The 19,935-nt window shown below is 39.1% G+C and carries 16 protein-coding genes; 3 read left to right on the top strand and 13 right to left on the bottom strand.

The window, feature by feature from the left end; all coding sequences use genetic code 11:
• Positions 1 to 62 precede the first annotated feature (62 nt).
• Both C3K47_RS10800 and C3K47_RS10795 read left to right on the top strand, forming a co-directional pair.
• Positions 63 to 1,208, top strand: coding sequence for a sensor histidine kinase (locus tag C3K47_RS10800; protein WP_103789155.1), 1,146 nt, complete (start codon positions 63 to 65; stop codon positions 1,206 to 1,208).
• Positions 1,195 to 1,599, top strand: a complete 405-nt coding sequence (locus C3K47_RS10795) for a response regulator (RefSeq protein WP_103789154.1) — start codon at positions 1,195 to 1,197, stop codon at positions 1,597 to 1,599. The genes C3K47_RS10800 and C3K47_RS10795 overlap by 14 nt, the downstream gene beginning before the upstream one ends.
• Before the next feature lie 63 nt (positions 1,600 to 1,662).
• Here the strand turns inward: C3K47_RS10795 and C3K47_RS10790 are convergent, their stop codons facing one another.
• The 3 genes from C3K47_RS10790 to C3K47_RS10780 all read right to left on the bottom strand — a co-directional run bounded on the left by C3K47_RS10790 (position 1,663) and on the right by C3K47_RS10780 (position 3,667).
• On the bottom strand, positions 1,663 to 2,475 hold the full coding sequence (locus C3K47_RS10790; RefSeq protein ID WP_103789153.1) for a 3'-5' exonuclease: 813 nt from the start codon (positions 2,473 to 2,475) through the stop codon (positions 1,663 to 1,665).
• Between the two features lie 102 nt (positions 2,476 to 2,577).
• Positions 2,578 to 3,180: a thioredoxin family protein gene (locus C3K47_RS10785; protein WP_103789152.1), complete on the bottom strand. Its 603-nt coding sequence runs from the start codon at positions 3,178 to 3,180 to the stop codon at positions 2,578 to 2,580.
• A gap of 4 nt (positions 3,181 to 3,184) precedes the next feature.
• On the bottom strand, positions 3,185 to 3,667 hold the full coding sequence (locus C3K47_RS10780) for a TlpA disulfide reductase family protein (protein WP_103789151.1): 483 nt from the start codon (positions 3,665 to 3,667) through the stop codon (positions 3,185 to 3,187).
• A 165-nt stretch (positions 3,668 to 3,832) separates the two neighbouring features.
• On the opposite strand from C3K47_RS10780, the gene lgt reads away from it, so the two are divergent.
• Complete coding sequence (gene lgt, locus C3K47_RS10775) at positions 3,833 to 4,666, top strand: prolipoprotein diacylglyceryl transferase (protein ID WP_103789150.1); 834 nt, start codon at positions 3,833 to 3,835, stop codon at positions 4,664 to 4,666.
• A 129-nt stretch (positions 4,667 to 4,795) separates the two neighbouring features.
• On the opposite strand, the gene C3K47_RS10770 is transcribed toward lgt, so the two are convergent.
• The 10 genes from C3K47_RS10770 to C3K47_RS10725 form a co-directional block, all read right to left on the bottom strand.
• Positions 4,796 to 5,572, bottom strand: a complete 777-nt coding sequence (locus tag C3K47_RS10770; protein WP_103789149.1) for a heme ABC transporter ATP-binding protein — start codon at positions 5,570 to 5,572, stop codon at positions 4,796 to 4,798.
• Positions 5,565 to 6,626 carry a FecCD family ABC transporter permease gene (locus C3K47_RS10765; RefSeq protein ID WP_207765280.1) on the bottom strand — a complete coding sequence of 354 codons (1,062 nt, stop codon included), beginning with the start codon at positions 6,624 to 6,626 and terminating at the stop codon, positions 5,565 to 5,567. Before C3K47_RS10765 ends, C3K47_RS10770 begins: the two co-directional genes overlap by 8 nt.
• Positions 6,627 to 6,644: 18 nt before the next feature.
• Positions 6,645 to 7,511, bottom strand: a complete 867-nt coding sequence (locus C3K47_RS10760) for a heme/hemin ABC transporter substrate-binding protein (RefSeq protein ID WP_103789147.1) — start codon at positions 7,509 to 7,511, stop codon at positions 6,645 to 6,647.
• A 117-nt stretch (positions 7,512 to 7,628) separates the two neighbouring features.
• A complete protein-coding gene (locus C3K47_RS10755; RefSeq protein WP_103789146.1) occupies positions 7,629 to 9,812 on the bottom strand; it encodes a TonB-dependent receptor in 2,184 nt (727 codons plus the stop codon).
• A gap of 75 nt (positions 9,813 to 9,887) precedes the next feature.
• A complete protein-coding gene (locus C3K47_RS10750) occupies positions 9,888 to 10,490 on the bottom strand; it encodes a hypothetical protein (RefSeq protein WP_133159365.1) in 603 nt (200 codons plus the stop codon).
• Between the two features lie 238 nt (positions 10,491 to 10,728).
• Positions 10,729 to 11,829 (bottom strand): TlpA disulfide reductase family protein, encoded by a 1,101-nt coding sequence (locus C3K47_RS10745; protein ID WP_103789144.1) that lies wholly within the window; start codon positions 11,827 to 11,829, stop codon positions 10,729 to 10,731.
• 10 nt (positions 11,830 to 11,839) lie between these two features.
• The gene (locus tag C3K47_RS10740; protein WP_103789143.1) at positions 11,840 to 12,952 is read right to left on the bottom strand and encodes a TlpA disulfide reductase family protein; all 1,113 of its coding nucleotides are present in this window, start codon (positions 12,950 to 12,952) and stop codon (positions 11,840 to 11,842) included.
• A 68-nt stretch (positions 12,953 to 13,020) separates the two neighbouring features.
• The gene (locus C3K47_RS10735) at positions 13,021 to 13,920 is read right to left on the bottom strand and encodes a PorP/SprF family type IX secretion system membrane protein (protein ID WP_103789142.1); all 900 of its coding nucleotides are present in this window, start codon (positions 13,918 to 13,920) and stop codon (positions 13,021 to 13,023) included.
• 25 nt (positions 13,921 to 13,945) lie between these two features.
• Positions 13,946 to 19,177: an MBG domain-containing protein gene (locus C3K47_RS10730; protein WP_103789141.1), complete on the bottom strand. Its 5,232-nt coding sequence runs from the start codon at positions 19,175 to 19,177 to the stop codon at positions 13,946 to 13,948.
• Positions 19,178 to 19,211: 34 nt separating this feature from the next.
• Positions 19,212 to 19,775 (bottom strand): hypothetical protein, encoded by a 564-nt coding sequence (locus tag C3K47_RS10725; RefSeq protein ID WP_103789140.1) that lies wholly within the window; start codon positions 19,773 to 19,775, stop codon positions 19,212 to 19,214.
• Between the last annotated feature and the right edge of the window lie 160 nt (positions 19,776 to 19,935).

The following is a 19,935-nucleotide window of genomic DNA, read 5'->3' as shown; positions in this document are numbered from 1 at the left end:
TTCTATAAAAAACTCTTTTAATTGGCTGACTTTCATTAAATTTCTGATAATTAATCAGGAAAATGAAGCATACAAAATCGGCTTTTATAAAATCAGTGTGGGAAGAGAACAAATTGGAGGCTCTTTTCAATACTCCATTAATTGGCGTGGCCTTTTCTTCGAAACAGGGCTACATGCTTGAGCTTAACCAACAATTTGCCGATATGCTGGGTTATACGCGCCGTGAATTAGTAGGCTCTAGCTGGACCCAGTTTTCTGCTCCTGAATATAAGGAGTTGACAATCAGTTACTACAATAGACTTCTTAACAATGAAGTAAGCTGTTTTACATTTGAAAAAGAGTATATCTGTAAAAAAGGCAACCGCATTTGGGTTGAACTCATGGCACAGGCAAAGCGAGATACGGAAAATAATGTGGAGTATTTTATTATTCTGGCCAAAAATATCAATGAAAGAAGGAGGGCGTTGTTAAATCTCGAAGCGCAAATGAAGTATAGTGAAGCGTTGATCAATAAGCTTAAATATCAAAATGATCAGCTTAAAGAATTTGCCCACTTAATTTCACACAATTTACGTGCGCCGGTTGGAAGTATGATCGGTTTATTGGAATTGTATGATTCTGGCGTGGTAGATAACAAACAAAATATTGGTGTGTTTTCAGAACAATATCGCAACTTAACGTACAGTCTTTTAGATACCATTAATACTATTGGTGGTGCTTTAGATATAAAAGATCGAACAGAAGTAAAAAAGGAAAATGTGCGTTTTTCGGAGGTATTTAACTCGGTTTTAATAAGCTTATTGGGTAAAGCAAAAGATCTGGATTTCGATTTAACGACCAATTTTGAACTTGAAGAGATCACTTATTCTAAGAATTACATGAAGAGCATTCTGCAAAACATGTTGTCTAATTCGTTGAAATATCGTTCTCCGGATAGAAAACTTAAAGTAGAGGTAAAAACCTATAGTAACGAAGGACAGGAAATAATGGTTTTTTCTGACAATGGTTTGGGAATTAATTTAGAGCAGAATTCAAGGAACCTTTTTGGACTACACAAAACTTTTCATCGAAATAAAGATGCAAAGGGTGTTGGTCTTTTTCTAACCCGAAAACACATTGAAGCAATGGGTGGTAAAATTTTTGCAGATAGCAACCCAAATTACGGTATTAAATTTACGCTCATCTTCAATTACCATGAAAATCATTGAAAATCTATGCATTATAGACGATGATAGAATTTGTCAGTTTATCATAAAAACGTATGCAAAGGCAAAAGCATTGGCAAAGAATACCCATATTTTTGCTGATGCCAATACAGCCCTTGAGTATTTAAAAAATACATCAGACAATGTACTTCAACTTCCCGACGTAATTATGTTGGATATTAATATGCCTATAATGGATGGCTGGAGTTTTTTGGATGAATATCAAAAACTACGTCCATGGATCAATAAGAAGATCCCAATATTTTTAATTACTTCGTCTATTCAGGAAGAAGACAAACAAAAAGCGAAGCAGTATATTGATGTGGCTGGTTTTTATATTAAACCCATTAATGAAGACCTGATAATGGATATTTTTCATCAGCTGCCAAATTGATAGTAAACAATTATAGTAACAAAAAATGCCGGTAGTTATCAGCTACCGGCATTTTTGTTTATATTATTTCTTTTTAAAGGCATTTCTTAGCCGAATTTCGGTTAATTTTTTCTTTGTATAAAGAGGAAAATCACCGTTCATCATCCAGTCGTAATAGGTTGGTTCAAATGAAAACACCTCCTCAACCAATTTACCTTTATGTTTTCCAAAGTTGAACATCTCTCTGCCTTGGTCATCAAAGACCATTCTTCCAGCAAAATCTACCACATCTCTTATATAGGTAAATTTATGTAAGGCATCCACATCGTTAACCACCGGAATTGATTTTACACCTGCCTTATCTTCGTATTCAACCCCGTCATATTTTACCAGCTGTGCAAGTAATACCTCGTAGGTAGCTTTAATGTCAGCCTCAGCCGAATGATGATTTTCAATTTCTTTACCGCAGTAGAATTTATAAGCAGCTTTCAAGGTCCGCTGTTCCATTTGGTGGAAAATATTCTGAACATCCACCAATTTACGTCCCTCAATGTCAAACTCCACTCCTGCCCTTAAAAACTCTTCCATTAAAAGAGGGACATCAAATTTGTTGGAATTATATCCACCTAAATCTGCATTTTCTAAAAACTGAGCCAAACTTTTAGCCACTTGCTTAAAAGTAGGTTCATCTTTAATATCCTCATCATAAATACCATGGATCAACGATGATTCTATTGGAATCGGCATCTCAGGGTTTACTCTTCGCGTCTTTATTTCGGTAGATCCATTGGGCATTATTTTTAATATGGCAATTTCCACAATTCTATCTGATGCAACATTTACCCCGGTAGTTTCAAGATCGAAGAATGCAAGAGGACGTTTTAATTTTAAATTCATGGTATTAATAAACGAATGTATTGTGCTTTACAGAAAATAAAAAGGCCCGGTATTAACCAGGCTCAAAGATAAAATTTTTAACCTTCCTTTTTTAATGAAAGTCTAAATCGACTTCCATTTGATGCCGCAGCCAACTGCTTTAGTAGTGGTGGTTTCAGGTTTTTTATTCAGTAACAATGCATTCACTGCATCTTCAACGTATTTAACCTTATTAGCATTTACGCCTTCGGTATCATTGTCAATGGCACCTATATACTCAACCACATTACCATTGGCCGTTTTTTGTAGCACAAAAACATGTGGAGTTTTAGTGGCGCCGTAGGCTTTTGCAATGGCTTGAGATTCATCAAGCAAATAAGGGAATGTATATTTCTTTTCAGAAGACCGTTTTTTCATATTATCAAAAGAATCTTCAGGATAAGCTGTTGGATCATTGGGGTTAATAGCTATTACCGGATATTCTTTGGCGGCGTAAGCTTTGCTTAGTTCCATGATTCTGCTTTCATAAGCTTTTGCATAAGGACAATGGTTACAGGTAAAAACCACAATAAATCCTTTCGCCGATTTGTAATCAGCCAGTGATACAGTTTTACCATCTACATTTTTTAGTTTGAAATCAGTAGCCTTATCTCCCACTTTATAGCCCTGAGCGAAAGCGGATAAACTTAATACAGCCATAAAGGCAATCAGACTTAATTTTTTCATGTTTTTATTTTTTTGAGGATAAATATGTTTCTTTCAGTTCACTGTAAGTAAAATCACGTTCGTAAAACTTACGGTATTCTTGTTTATTGTTTAATACAAGCGTTCCGGGTAAAACACCCGACCAACTGGTATCTATTTTATCAATTACACTTCCCTGATCCTGTTCATCAAGTAGGTATACTTCTAAAGGAATATTCTTCTTTTTAACAAAAGGCTCAACTGAACTTTCCAGTTTCGACCGGAAGTCCATGCTTATTAAAATCACTTTAAGCTTATCCGTTTTATATTCCTTTTGCAATTGAATGAAGTTGGGTAGTTCTTTAACACAAGGTGCACACCAGGTTGCCCAAAAATTAATTACATAGGTAGTATCATTGTTGGATGTAATGATTTGCCGCAGTTGTTCAAATTTTATAGGCTTTACTTGCTGGGAAAAGCCTGTAAAAGAACAAAACAACAGCATAACTATGATCAATAAATTTTTCATGACACCAATTTAACGCATCTGTTAGCCGAAAATGAGGAGGTAACGGAAAAATTACGGCTATAAATAATCTTGGCTACATAAACAACATTATTGTATTTAAGCTTTAATTTTCATTCGCTACTGTTTAAATTTTTATAATTTAGGCCGGATTTTAAAATTGAATAAATGCTGAATTACATCACGTGGAATGTTAGCCGCGAAATATTTTCATTAGGTCCTCTGGTTTTGAGATGGTATGGTCTATTGTTCGCCTCGGGCTTTGCAATAGGCTATTTTATTATGCAGAAGATCTTTAAACAGGAAGGTATTAAAGAAGAAGTGCTTGATAAACTTACCATGTACATGGTAGTTTCAACCGTTTTAGGTGCTCGTTTAGGTCATTGCTTGTTTTATGAGCCTGATTATTATTTAGCGCATCCGCTTAAAATATTAATGATTTGGGAAGGTGGTTTGGCCAGTCACGGAGCCGCAGTGGGTATCTTATTCGGATTATACCTCTTCTCAAAGAATGTAAGCAAGCTTCCTTATTTATGGATATTAGATCGTATTGTAATTGTTGTTGCTTTGGGCGGTGCATGCATTCGCTTAGGCAATTTATTTAATTCAGAGATCTATGGTAAGGTTACAGATGTGGCCTGGGCGTTTCGTTTTGTAGTTTCTGATGGGCCTAATGCATTGCCGAGACACCCTACACAAATTTATGAAGCCTTGTTTTGTTTTGCTTTATTCTATTTTCTACTTAAATATTATTATAAGCATGTTACCAAAATGAAAGACGGAATCATATTCTCTTTCTTTTTAATACTGCTTTTCGGATTCCGGTTTTTTGTTGAATTTTTAAAAGCTGAGCAAGTGGATTTTGAGAAAGGGATGACTTTTAACATGGGGCAATGGTTAAGTGTACCTTTCGTATTGATTGGTGTTTTACTTTTTATAAAACAAAGTAGAACAACCCCACATAACTACCTGATTGCTGATCAGCAAAAACCTGCTGCATAAAATTTTTTGATTACAATAAAAAGCGACTGTTCTTAATGAAACAGTCGCTTTTTTTATAAACTACGGATGTAATAATTGCTTTATCATTCTTCATTTTCTGATTAAAGAAAAAGTTGAATGAGCTATTTATCAGATGGCAACAATTGGAAAATCCACCTCTTGGGGATAAATTATTCGAGCAGGAACACCATACAAATCCAACATTAATTTTTCTGTTAAAGCTACACCTGGCCGCCCTTCACTTACTATTCTTCCTGCCTTAATGGCCACTAAATAATCTGCATATTGCATGGCTAAATTTAAATCGTGGATAATAGCTACAACAACGGTGTTTTCTAATGCTATTTCTTTGGCGATTTTTAAAAACTCATGTTGGTAGCCTAAATCGAGCGAAGTGATCGGTTCATCAAGAAAAAGATAGCGCAGCCCTTGCTTAGGTGGCTCCCAGATCTGTGCTAACACTCGGGCAAAATGTACACGTTGCTGCTCCCCTCCCGAAAGTGTCAAATAATTTCGATTGGCAAAGCTTTTCATCTGCAACCTTTCTAATGCCAGGTGGCAGATCTCTACATCTTTTACAGAAGCTTTATAATGAAAATGCGGATAACGGCCCATCATCACAACTTCTTCCACTGTTAAGGGAAAAGGCATATCGGTTTGTTGAGAAAGTACGGCCCTGTATTTTGCCAGTTTTTTTTCCGATTGCTTCTTTAATACTGAATCGCCCAACCACACTGTTCCCATAGTAGGTGTGAGCGTTCCACTCATCATTTTTAGTAAGGTGGATTTGCCTGATCCGTTTGGACCGATGATCATCGATAACTTACCCGGTTCAAATTCTCCTGAAACACCTTTAATGATCTCATTACCTCCGATAGAAAAACGCAGATTCTCCAGCTTAAGCATAAAAACCTCCTTTTTTCTCAGATCGAACCTGATTAATAAGCATCATTAAAAACACAGGAGCCCCAACCAGTGCGGTAATAATTCCAATTGGCAATTCAGCGGGAGCCATCACTATACGAGCTAATAGATCAGCCAGTACTAGCCAAACAGCACCGAGCAAGGCGGAGCCGATCAACAAAAAACGATTGTCACTGCCACCGATCATGCGCAACAGATGTGGTACTACTAATCCAACAAAACCAATTACTCCTACCAAAGCTGTAGCTACTCCCACCATCAATGTGTTGATCAGGATAATTTTCCATTTCAAAGATTCTACACTAACTCCTAAATGCAAAGCCTCGGCTTCTCCCAACAAAAGTGCGTTGAGCGATTTAGCATATCGAAGTGCCAGTACGAAAGAAATTATCGTTGCTGTTAGAACCAGAGCTAAACCGAGCCAATCTGCTCCTGAAAAAGTGCCTAAATTCCAAAATGTAATTGACCTTGCTTGTGGATCACGTGCTATGTACGACAGAAAACCGGTTCCACTTGCAGCGATAGCATTAACTGCTACACCGGCCAAAATCATGGTAGCCACAATAACCCTCCCCTTAGTATTGGACACTTTAAAAACAATGATCGTTGCGAGTAAACCTCCGGCAAACGCTGCTGCAGGTAATAAAATTGGTTCGAAAACAGACCCTGTAACCCATGTCATTTGCTTACCCAAAACAAAAACCGATGCTGCGCCTAAGGCAGCACCCGAAGAAGTTCCAATCAGACCGGGTTCAACAATTGGGTTTCTAAACAATGCCTGCATCAACGTTCCCGACATTGATAGAGCCGCTCCTACCACCGCACACATCAATACACGGGGAAGACGTATTTGAAAAAACACTTCTTTATCCAGCGCGGGCCACTGATTATTCGAAATTCCTGATTGCTCTAGAATAAAATCCCATAGCTGGTTGTAAGAAAAATGGATGGCACCCTGGCTACACGCAACAATAATTACACCCAGAAGCAAAAATGCCAAACCTCCATAGATTCTGCCATTTATTGATTTCATCATTTACTCCAGATTTACAAACTATTGACGTACTAATTTTCCTAATTTCAACACATTTTCACCGGTTCTAGGCCCCAGGTAAATCAAATCGTATTCCTCAATACGGAAAATCTTATTGTTTTTTGCCGCAGGAGTTAAGGCTATGCCTGGCAATTGTTTGATCTTTTCAATGCTTCCCAGTCGATCATATCCAAAATCGGTAACCAAAATAACATCAGGCTGAGCCTTGGCAATCAACTCAGGGCTTAAAGGTTTCATTCCTTCCGGAACCTCCGCCACATTCACAGCTCCTGCCCATTCCAGCATTTTTGTAGCTGTACTTTTTTGCCCAATGGCCATATAATTATTCATCTGTTGGCCGTAATGCACAATAACTACTTTGGGCTTATCCTTATAATTTTTTATTTGGATCTCGGCTTGAGCCATATCTTTCAACAGTTTTTCATTCAACAACTTGGCTGCTGTTTCTTTATGAAAGATCAACCCTAATGAATCTATTAATTTTGTGGCATCATCAATCGTTTTTGTCTTTCCAAAACCAAGCATTGGAATTCCAACATTTTTCACCTGTTCAATGGCTGCTGCTGGAGCAATATTTCCATCATGAAAAACGACTGTAGGTTTTAAAGAAATGATCCCTTCTGCACTTAATAAACGATGGTAGCCTACTTTGGTCAGTTTTTTTGCCGCTTCAGGAAAAGTGCTGGAAAGGTCAGTGCCAACCAACTTATCTTGGGCACCAAGGGCAAAAATCATTTCAGTTAATTGTTTTGATACGCAAACTATACGATCGGTATTAAGTGGCTGCTCTTTATGGCCAGAACGATGGCATGCTCCCAATCCAAAGGCCAGGACGCAAGACAATATAATGAAGGCTGTTTTTTTCATGAGTTATTTGAGAAGTGAATGATTGGTTTTGGTTCGAATGGCAAATTTAGAACAAAGTCCTGTTATTATAAAATAACAGGACTTTGTGCAAATCTAAATAATCCCTTTTTTTAACTATTAGAAGGTATATTTCAAATTAACTCCGCCGTAATAATTGATTTTATCCGGACCTGGAATATATGCATCAGGCATTTGATTAATAAATACCATGTTGTAGTATTGCGTACCCATGATATTATTTGCCCCTACGTACATATCAGCCATTAAATTCTTTAAGAAACTACGCTGATATCCCAGTTTTGCATTCAACAAATCGAAAGATTTTGTTTTAAATGCACCATCCGAAGTAATTGGCATTGCATCTCTGTAATTGTAATTCACATTAGCATATACACCGTATTTAGTTGCCGCATCAACACCTAAGTTATAGGTTAAAGGGGCAACGCCAGCTACTGCTAAACCTGAATAATCAGCTACAACTCTTGTAGAACTTGATTGGTATTGGTAGTTATCGTATTTAAAGTCGTTGTAAGTAAGGTTAGCAAAGGGCTGAACGGTTTTGAACAAACCATTTGACGATTGGTAAGCAAGGTATTTCACCATTACCTCGGCACCTTTATTATCCTGGCTTCCGCTATTTACAAGGTAAGAATACAAAGTTGCTGTATTGCCGGCATTAGCCACTGAAACTGAGCTCATCTTATCAGAGAAAACAGCATTAAATAATGCTACCTGGAAAGCTAAACGATTATTTAGCAATGAGCCTTTAGCTCCGATCTCATATTGTGAACCTTTCTCAGGTTTTAAATCAGTATTAATTTTACCTGTATATGGGATAAACAAGTTACCGCTTACTGGCGCTCTGTAACCTACGCTGTAAGAAGCATAAGCCGAAAAGTTTTGACCAAATGATCTGTTTAAAGCGATACGAGGTGATACCAAATTTGAATATTTAACACCGTATGCTGATGGTTTGTTTGTTTCAGGAGAAGCGGTATTATTGGCGGCATTATAGAATCTGTCTTCCAAATGATTATCCATAGTGCTCAAACTCAACCCAGCTGAAAAATCAAACATGAATGGCAGCTTCAGATTCCATTCGGTAAAAGCATTATAGGTTTTACTGGTAACTGCCATATTGCTCTTCATCGAACCAATAAGATTATATCCATTTGGATCTAAATTATTAGCCACCATGTTGTAACCAATGCTTTCATAAGTTTGTTGCTGTGCTTCAATTCCTGCAGTTCCAGACAACTCACGTCCGAATACATTAAATCTCAAGTCGAATGCAGAACGGATACCCACATTAACAGGAGACTTGTCTGTCCACCCACCAGCAGAACTAGCGGTATTTTTGTTTGACGAACCAAAAACGGAAGTAGTATTAGCCAGGTATTTATTGAAAGCATAAGAATGGCCTAAACCAAAACGATACCCGATAATCTCTGAATGTGCATTGTTTTTAATATAAGAAGGGTTACCTGAGTAGTCTTTCTTATTATATTGATCAACGGTTAATTCTCCGGCACGCTCATCATAGCTGTTGGCATAACCTAAATAAGAAGAGATCTTTTGTTTTTCACTCAATTGGAAATCGCCTACTATGTTAACGAAATCTTTGGTTGATTCGTTATGTGGCATGAAACCATCTGATAACTGTTTTCCATAATTTACCAATATCGACGAATGGCTACCGCCTACCTGTAAACTGGTAGTGTAACGACGGAGGCCAAAATCACCCACCATTACATTCTGCCCAATTGATACTTTGTTAAGCTCGGCTTTCTGGGTTTGCATATTCACCACGCCGGCAATTGCAAAACCATAAGAACTTCCAGCAGGGCCTTTCAGTACTTCAACATTAGATATGGATCCGAAATCGATATCATCCATAATGGTTACGCCTTCCGCATCTGTTACCGGAATGCCATTTAGATACATTTTTAGACCCTGGCTATCAAAATTATTGTTAGCTCCTCTTATTCCTAAACCATTTCCGTAACCACGGACATTAAATTGTTGCCCTCCTGATACCGAACGACGCATCATTAACACACCAGGCATGCTGGTATTAATTGCATCATCCATAAAAACACCCTGACCACGCTTAATATCGGCCAATGCTAATTTTGCAGCAGACTTGTTCTTGTTGGACATTTCTGTTACAGTAACTTCGTTTAACAGACGGCTTGTTTCTTTTATTTTTAGCGAATCTGTTGTTTTTGTATTTGTTGAATTTTGTGCTTGCACACCCACAGTTCCGAAAAGTGCAAGAGATGCTAATAAAAATTTATTCATTTTGGTTTATTAATCAATTTTAAAAAAATGTGAAAATTAGCCAATGCCATAAGCATTGGTAATTTGGACGAATGTTTAAGATGAAAAATAAAACCAAGGGGGAGGGTTGGGCGGACGAATAGCCCTATCTAAAATATCACTTTCTACTACAATGGAGGATGGAGTTGAAATACCTTCATAAAACTGATAGAAGCAGTCGTTTTTCAAATAAACACTTGCAACAAAGTGTTCTACTTTTTGCTTTTGGTTTTTCTCCTTATCTATAGCCTTTTGCTCTTGAATTTTCTCATGCAATGCATAAGCCTCTGTATCCTTAGTATCAAGAATACAGTAGATCACTGTAGAATCACCGCGCTGTTCCTGCTTAATTACATCGTAACTCTTTCCTAAATAGCTAAACTCATCTTCCTCCTTCCATTGAAGATCATTTTGGGCTTGCTGTTTGGAGAGCTTAAGCGTTACTGTTTCCTTTATTGATCCTGATGAAATTTGCTCATTGACCTCATTCTTGATTTGCTGATGCCTTAAAAGAAACAATAGACCAGCCCCTTCAAACTGAAAAAACAGAATGAATAACAATAGGATTACTGTTATTTTTTTAGAGGCTTTTAAAAGCAAAACGGTTTGGTTATTGGTTATTGATTTAATTTGAGGCGTTTTTAGATCAATAGTTGTCACTGGGAAATGGTCGTTTAATAACAACCCCCATCCTGACAATAAACTTATTTACAATAGAGTTACATCCTCCTGAATTTTCATCACCCTTACACTGTTTTTTACGTTTCCCGGAATATTATGGATGATTGTTATTTTGATTTGGTTCTGAAAATTGACTTTATCAAACGACAATAACAATGGATTATTTGCGCATTTATATGGATTATCCTACCCTTTTTTATCCAGGTTTACTTTAAAGTTACTCCCCCAACTCTTTGGCAAGAATCTGTTCCAATTCTTCAACTTTAGGATTCTTGGCAATTACTTTACCTTTAGCATCCACTAAAAAAGTGGCAGGGACGGCAAGGATGCCATAAACCTTTTTAATCTTTAAATTTGCATCTGAAACATGATGCCACTCTGTTCTATCTTCAGCGATCGCTTTTTTCCATTGCTCTAAGTTCGTATCAACTGAAACGCCTAAAACATTAAAGCCCTTTGAATTGTATTTAGCGTATAATTCCCTAACCTCTGCTCCATATGCCCGACAAGGCCCGCACCATGATGCCCAAAAGTCTATTAAAGTCAGCTTACCTTCATTTAATACTTCTGCTAAAGAAAGATCCTTACCATCAGGTGTTTTTGCGGATATTGCTGGAGCCATATCTCCTTCCCTAACCATCTTTGCATTATCAAGACGATACTTAAGCAATTTCCCTGCATAACTACGTTTTACCGCATCAGAGAGTTTGTTATAGATCGGAAGGTAAGCATCCACCGGAAAATCAAGTTTATATTGTGCAGTGGTTATAAGAACAACCGGCGAAACAAATGAAGTAGGATGCTGAGTTGCAAAGGAGCAAGCTTGTTCTACTCGATTAGCCGCTAATGCCTCGGCTTTGTTAATGAATTGCTCACGCTCTTCATTTGTTGGCTTCTTTGCCAATGGTTTTGACATAGCAAGAATTTCTTCTTCTATTGGCGCCACCATTTTTTTAAAAACAATATAATCGGTTTGAGATTTTGAGCCGACCACATTTGCAGATTTAACAGAGTCGCCAACGAGTTCCATTTTTGAATTTTCAACAAATAACTGGTAAGGCAAATTCCCGCTAATAAGCAAGTTAGCATAGGTAGGACCTGGAACAGATCCTTTCAACTGAAATTTACCATCATGAACAATTGCTGAGCCTAATGTGTCACTTTTTTCTCCCTTTGAAAGTTTGTAATTCAATAAAATAACCCTTGCTCCTTCTTTCAAATTTTTAATCTTGGCTGTTAGCACAAAACTTGGATTCGTTTGAGCATACACCCCTCCTCCCATTAACAAGACTGCTATTGTTAATAATCGCTTTTTCATTAAACTCAGGTTAATTTTTACTTAAATCAGTTTTCAATTTTTCAGCAAGGATCTTCGCCAATTCTTCAACTTTTGGATCCTTGGCGATTACTTTTCCATCCTTATCCAGCAAAAAGATGGCTGGAATTTTAATGATACCAAAAGCAGCTTTAAGTTTTGTATTGTTTAGTTCAGCGATATGATACCAGTTTGTTTTATCCTCTGCAATGGCTTTTTTCCATGAGTCGGCATTGGTATCTAGTGAAACACCTAATACATTAAAGCCCTTCTCATGATATTGCTTATAGAGTTTTAGGATTTCCGCACCTTCCCTGCGACAAGGCCCACACCAAGAGGCCCAAAAATCTACCAGAGTTAGCTCTCCTTTTTTTAACACCTCGGCTAGCGAAAGATCTTTTCCATCCGGAGTTTTAGCAGCTAAAGCAGGGGCTGTATCTCCAACATTGATTGTTAACGCGGCATCTAAACGACTTTTTATCGTTTGGCCAGCAATACCGGCTTTCACAGCGGGTGAAAACTTTTCATAAATAGGCAGATAAACCGCCGGGTCCAAATCATATTTATCTGTAGTTAAAATAACCACAGGAGAAACAAAAGAGTTCGGATTTGCAATAGCAAAAGTACGCGCCAACTGAACTCTTTTGACTTCCAAGGCGTTAATATCGGCCATCAATTTATCCACTTTAACCTGATCCTTCTGCTCATAAGCCAATCGTGCTGAGTCCCCAATTTTGCGCATTTCTAGTAGAATTGCTTGCATAGACTTCTGGAATAATTCAAATTCAGCATTTGATTTTGAGCCCTCGATTTTGGCCAACAACAGGGACTCTCCGGCTATGGTCATCGAGGTGTTTTCTATAAATAAAGGAATCTCGTCTTTCCCAGCCACGTTCAACTTCAGATAAGTTGGACTTGCAAGTGATCCCATTAAAGTAAAACTGCCGTTCTTAACTACAGCGGTACTAATGGTATCGATTTCTTTAAAATTGCGGTAAAGCAATATTACCTTCTCCCCATCCTTTAGTTCTTTAATTTTCCCGTTCAGCACAAAATTTCTATTCTGGGCATAAAGAGAGCTGCCAGACATTAATAAGGCCGAAAGCGCTAGTAATTTTACTTTCATTAGATTTTGATATAATTGAATTACCGGAGGGCCTACTGGTTTGCAGGCCTTCCGGCAAAAGTTATTTTTTAGTTGGCTTTATATAATTTAACTCTCAAATTAAGAGACAAGCCTCCATCACTATACTTTTTGAGTTCACCGGCTTGTGAAGTATACATGGCCAATACCTTAAATCTTGATAAAACATCAACCCCCATACCTAGGGAATAGTTGTTTGTCGTGTGGTAAAGGGCCTGTAAATTCACCGTCTTTGCAAATCTCATATCGAACCCGAAGTCCCAAACATTCGGATAATCTTTGAATTGTGTATAACATAACTTGGGCTCGATACTGTTAAGCTGTTCGCCCAAATTAAATTTATAGGATACCGAGCTGAAAAAAGACGGGCGGTCGGCGGTTTGATAACTATCCTTTATAAGGTGATTTCGAAAGGAAGGAACAACGGCCTGTACAGTCAAACCATTGGCGACATAAGCTAATCCGAAGTCAATATCCCAATAGATACTCCTCTCATTATAGTCGCTTAGCGATCCATCATCCTGATCGCCAATTGCCTCATCTAAATAAATGTTCCCATTACCTACCGCTGCAGAAAGTCCAAAACTCAGACGTTTGCCCTCGGCCACCGGCAAGTGATAGGCATAAGACATGGCTACTCGGGTTTGATTAAACAAACCAGCTTTCTGATTCAAAATGTTTAAACCCAAACCAACACGTTTTCCCAAAAAACCATCAACACTGATAAATGCGTTAATGGGTGCTCCGGGTAAGCCAGTGTTTTGTTTGCTGTATGACATGACCATACTTAGGCTGGAATCAGCACCGGCAAGGGCTGCATTAGCCTGATACGGGTTAAAAAAATACTGACCCGGCATCGAGCTCATTTGCGCCATTGCCGGCAGGATGGTGCCTAATGACAATACAATTGTCATTAGGCTATAAATACACTTTTTATGAATTCTTTTCATTGATTCTGGCTTTTTTAATATTCAATTAGTTGCGCACGATTGAGATAAAGCCTTTTACTGGCTCCATTCCGTTACCTAAATCAATAACATAATAATAGGTACCTTCCTGCAATCTTGATCCATTAAAAGTACCATCCCACTCATTCAGATAACCTTTCTTAGTGTAAATGAGTCGTCCTGACTTATCTATGATTTTCACCATGTTATTCGGATACAACTCAATATTGCGCACCATCCATTTATCATTTTTGCCATCGCCGTTTGGCGTTAAAACATTGGATACATCCTGTATTTTGAACTCATCCAGCACTTCAATATTATAAAGTTGCTCTACATAACAGCCTGAAGCATTATATGCTCTAACCATAAAGGTTGTAGTTTGCATAGGGCGAACCGTCAAAACCGCCGAGTTTCTACCCGATAGTATTCCGGCAGCTTCATCCCACTCATATTTCGTAGCCGAACCTTCTGCCTTCAACTCCACGATATCTCCTTTATAAATTCTTTGGAACCTGTTGCTGCTGATGCTCAGCTGAGGATTGCCGTTGATCGTTAAAGTTCCGTTTACATAGTTAAAGATGTAATTATTGGAAACTCCACCCGCCGGCGTTAAGGAATAAGTTCCTGGTACGGACGTAGCACTAGCAGTGGTGTTTATACTTGGCGCTGTTTGCAAATTAGCCGGATTTTCGCCATTCATGAAACCGCTATAACTGATGGTAAGGGCTGGTAAACTATTACCTTGGCACATCTGCTGATTATTAGCATTTACCATTAATACCGTCTTATTGATTGTTAAGGTACCTTCCTGGTATACCAACGAATAGTTTGAAGAAGCGGCTCCGCTAGCTGTTATTGCATACGTGCCTGCAGCACTTGCTGCTGATGCGTTGGTAGAAACTGTTGCAGCACTTGTTAAGCTTGAAACATTTTCACCGTTCACAAAACCGCTGTACGATATGGTTAAAGCTGGATTGGCTGCACCATAAGTTTTTGACTTATTATCTGCAATTACTGTTAATTTCGCTTTATTTACCATTAAGGTACCGTCTTGATATACAAAAGTATAGTTGGAAGAAGCAGCTCCACTGGCTATGACCGCATAGTTACCTGCAGCACTTGTAGTTGTTGCGTTGGTCGAAACTGTTGCAGCACTTGTTAAGCTTGAAACATTATCGCCGTTTACAAAACCGCTGTATGATACTGTTAAGTCAGGATTGACATCGCCATAAGTTTTTGACAAATTATCCGCGCTTGCCGTCAAGTTCGCTTTGCCTACTGTTAAGGTGCGCGATACAGGAGTTGCCGCTTTATAGAGTTCATCTCCATCCTGTCTGGCTGTAATGGTAACAGTTCCTGCTTTATGGATAGTTACCGTATTGTTATTGATAGAAGCAACAGAAGGGTCGCTTGATGAATAGGTCAAGCTCAAGTTCGAAGTGGCGGTTCCTGTTAAATCAAAACTTGCATCTCCATATGTTTTTGCAGTTAAGGCCGGGAAAATAATTGATTGACCTGGTTGAGCACCAATCACAACAAAAGTTTTAAAAGTGCTTGCATTACCGGCGTGATCTAAAGCCGTCCAGATAATGTTTGATTCTCCCTCATTGAATTGACCGCTGGCATTAACCCCTGCACCACTTCTGGTGGTGGCACCGGTAATCTCATAGGTTAATGTATTAATACCACAATTATCTGTTACAGTAACAGATGGCACGGTGTAGGTTGAGCCCGTAAAACTATGGTTAAATTGTGCAGTTCCTGTTAAAACAGGGAACGTATCATCAATTACTTTAATAACCTGTGTATAGTTATCCGAAACATTGCCTGCTTCGTCAGTGAAATTCCATACGCGGGTACGAACAAATTCAGCATCATTAGCCCTAACAGTGTTATCACTCACTACATGAAGTTCCGGATTTACAGTAACGTTATCTGTAGACACAGGAACCATTGCCGAAGCTGCGGTTAAGCCTGTTGCATCGCTACATTGCAGTGTAGCGTCTAATGCACCTGCTACTGTGTTAATAACCGGAAGGATATCATCAAAAATAGTTACGCTGACATATGCAGCTGCTTTTGCACCTAAATTATCTGTAGCAACCGCTCTTAATTTATATGCCCCTGGTACAGTGCTGTTAAACGTATAGGTGTATGGCGATGTTAATGATTCGCCAAGTTTAGTTGTTCCTTCGAACCATTCTACTTTAACAACCGAACCATTCGCATCAGTAGCCGAAGCTTCTATTGTAGCGCCTGTACTCTGACCGAATTTCTGATTATCTGATGGAGAAGAAATGGATACAACAGGAGGCTCGTTAAAAGGGCAACCCCCTACATAAAGCTCACCAAGTGCTATTTGTGGTACATCAGTTTGACCTGAAAGCCCTACAAATTTAACGTATCTTCCTTTTTTATCGGCAAAAGTAACCAGCTTATCATCAGCGGTGTTTTCAAATGACCCCTTGGCCACCGGTTGGCCCCAATCGTTGGGATCCATGGACACATAAAACTCGTAATCCTTAACCCTTCCGTCTCCAGCATTAGCCCAAGTGGCCATAAATTGATTTACTGAATAGTCGGCTCCCAGATCAAGTGCAATCCAATGCGGAAAAGGAGGATAAGGACCTGGCTGCGTTGGTACAATTGGATAATTTGTATTCCAAGCCAAGGTTTTATTATTATCTATAACCCTAGGTGCTGTATGTATACCACTAAAAAAGAGCTCATTATCAAAAGAATGTACTTTTAATTTTGTTTGTGGTGCAATAAATGAAGAGCTTCCGCTTCCACATAGTGGCTCTGTTAAAGTAACCTTAACCGGAGTAGAAACACCTTGCAAACCTTTATCATCTGTAGCTACCGCCGTAATGGTCAGCTGTTCACCGCTTAAATTTGGAACGGTAAATGGTACCTCATATGGAAGCTGGGATGCCTTACCAATTGATTTTCCATTATTAAAATATTCAACGTTAACAATGTGGCCATCTAGATCAGTTGCTTTTGACGTAAGCTTTATTGACTGATTTGCATACAAGCTTTCCCCATCTACCATTGACGAGATGTTAACAACGGGAGGCGAATTTGTCTGATCAGGAGTACTATTAACCAGGTAGCATTCCCATGCCCCACGGCCATAAGTGCCCAGTCTTAATAAGCTATTCTCTTTATTGTCCTGATCATAGAAAATATCAAAACCTTTTAAAGCCACCAAACTTGGTAAACCATCTGAATAAAGGGCCCAATCGGTCATTGTATTATCTTTATAATAAACGGCTCGTCCGGTTTGAGCATATATCGCTTCAATATCCTGGCGGGTGGTATCTGCCACCATATTCTCTATGTTTTCAGAATTCAGACGGGTGGTAACAGGGCCTGAACCTATTGCTGTCCAAGTAGTGCCATCGTCAGTTGTTCTATACGCATAACCATTACTCGCCATGTACATTACACCGTTTTTAAATACCGCCAATGCGCCTGTACTGGCATTCCCTGAAGGCTGCGGAGCACTCACACCTGCCGAAAAAGAGGGTGTTGCTGCATTGACATTATAACTACGGTAAATCTTCTTATCCTCACCAAGTACAAACAGCGTATTAATATCTGCCGGCGATTGAGCCATTGCCATTGTCATCGGCACTTTGGAGTAAATTTTGGTCCAGGTTGGCTTGGGAAGGCTAGTGTTGTTAGGGGTAGGCCCAGCATCAATGTTGTTTGAACGCCACACTTCTCTATATGACCAAAAAGCCTGATTTGCTTGAAATTTAGAAAATGCCAATTTGTCAGAATTTGTTCGAGTAGGACCCATAGTATTAGGATCAACACCGATGTCCCATACGAAACTAGAGTTAGGCCATCGCTTATAATCCTTCTTAGAGGCGTTGACAGGGGCAGAGGAGGTTCCGGGGGCGACTAAATAGACAAAGTCAGAAAAGTTATCGTGATAGTAAACTGAGTTTTGATCACCAGGATAGCTACTCGTCCACACACCATTATAATAAAATAGCTCTCCGTTATCCTGAGTACCGCCAGCAATTAAATGCTTACTTATTGGGCTATTGGCTATGCTGGCAAACTGAGTGTTAGCCATACCTTGGGTTTTTGGTGTCCAGGTTACGGCATTATCTTTACTCAAATAGAAACCTCCATCAGTAGCACAATACATCTCTGAGGAATTATAAGGGTTAAACCTTAACCAGTGCATGTCGGTATGAATGGTTTTTTGCCAAGTGGTTTGATAGGCTTGAACCCAATTCACTCCTTCATCCGTACTTTTCCAGATAAGGTGCCCACACAAGTACAGCGTTTTTGCATTGTTCGGATCGGCCACCAAGTCGAAATTGTAGAGTCCTTGACCGGCCGCGTTTCTGGCATATCCAACCAGGTTAGGCTGATTATCTCCTTTTTTCAGCGTAAACGTTGCCCCGCGGTCTTTTGACATGTAGATAACACCTCCATAGGATGATGCTGAAGGTACGTTTATAGCACCGCTATTGCTACCGAAATAAGACACATATACCACATTTGGATCGGCATCACTTACGGCTACCCTTGCGGTATTATTAGTATTAGGTATTGTATTAATAGTTTGAGAGGTCCAGTTTAGGCCCATGTCGGTCGATTTGTAAAAGATACCGTTGTTATAGGTTACCGCATAAAGCGTTGTTGAACCCGGCTCCGGAGCGAAGCGCATATCAACAAACTTATCATTAACAATTTTGGTCCAAGTGGCACCGGCATCAGTAGTACGGAAAATACCATCCATTGTAGCGGCAACAACCGTGTTATGGTCGGTAGGATCCATTAAAATCTCTCTGACACATCCACCAGTCATACCTGTATTAGAAGGCTGAAAAGTAGCCCCGCCATCGGTCGATTTCCACACACCATTTCCTCCCCCATAGTAACACGGTTCACCTGTACCCAAATACAGTGTGTTATTATCCGTATAATCGATACAAATAGAGGAACTGGTCAAGAGATAGGGCATTTTGTCCGTACCCAAAGTTTTCCAATTATCGCCTTTATTGTCACTTACCCAGGCCGAAAGACCACAGATGGCATATATCCGGTTGTGATTTACTGGATCGAATTTGAAATGGGTCACCCTCCCCTGCCCGGCAATCGCTTGGGCTGCATCAATAGGAAAAGCTTGGGGCCCTACATTTCTCCAAGTATAGTTTTGTGCATAGGTCTTCGCGGAAAAAGCGAGGAATATGGAGAGCAATAGAATGCAGAAAAAGTATATTTTTTTCATTTTTTGCTTTTAGTATCTGGTAATAGAGTTACTTTTAGTTTTTGCCCTTAATGGGTTTGATCGGTGCAGGTTGCTTGTCTTTAGGTTCCTTTTTCTGAGGATCCACCGGACTGTCTTTACCTACCTCTTTTTCTTTTTTCTGAGGATCCACCGGATGATCTTTCCCTGGCTCCTTATCTTTTCTGTGATGTCTATACTGATAGGCTTTACGAAACTCTTGATCCTTTTTCCACTCACCCAAACGCTCCTCCATCGTCATCACCGTGCCATCCGGTTTTACAAGACCGGCCATATCAATTTGCCACTGTATAAATTGCTTGTATTCACTTGCATAAATGACAGCCGGATCGTTTTTACTCAAACGCTTTTGCTTACGTTCTAATTCGCGTTCACGTTCCTCATTTCCTGCGCTCTCAAATAATTCATTTTCCACCTCAGGCCTTTGGCGCCCTGCCCAAAATTTCTCAAACTCCGCAATGGCCTGGTTATAATTTACTCCCGGCTCGTCCATCATCCTGACCCATGCAGGCACCTCTTTGTTTTTGCCTTTATTTTTTTGGGCAAATGAAAATTGAGCAATCCCCAGGATTGGTATCATAAGAAGTAAAGTCCTTAGTGTAGACCCGATTTTAACTTTTTTCATTATTGAATTGATATTGGTGATTGATTCGATTTCTTAGCGTACAATTCTATTCGGTTAACTTCAATGAATTTATTGTCAAACTTTAGGCTGAACTATTTATCACCTGCTCTAAATG

Source organism: Solitalea longa (assembly GCF_002920915.1).
Lineage (GTDB): Bacteria > Bacteroidota > Bacteroidia > Sphingobacteriales > Sphingobacteriaceae > Solitalea > Solitalea longa.
Note: the sequence above shows the minus strand (reverse complement) of the source record. Positions and strands in the feature narration are given on the sequence as shown.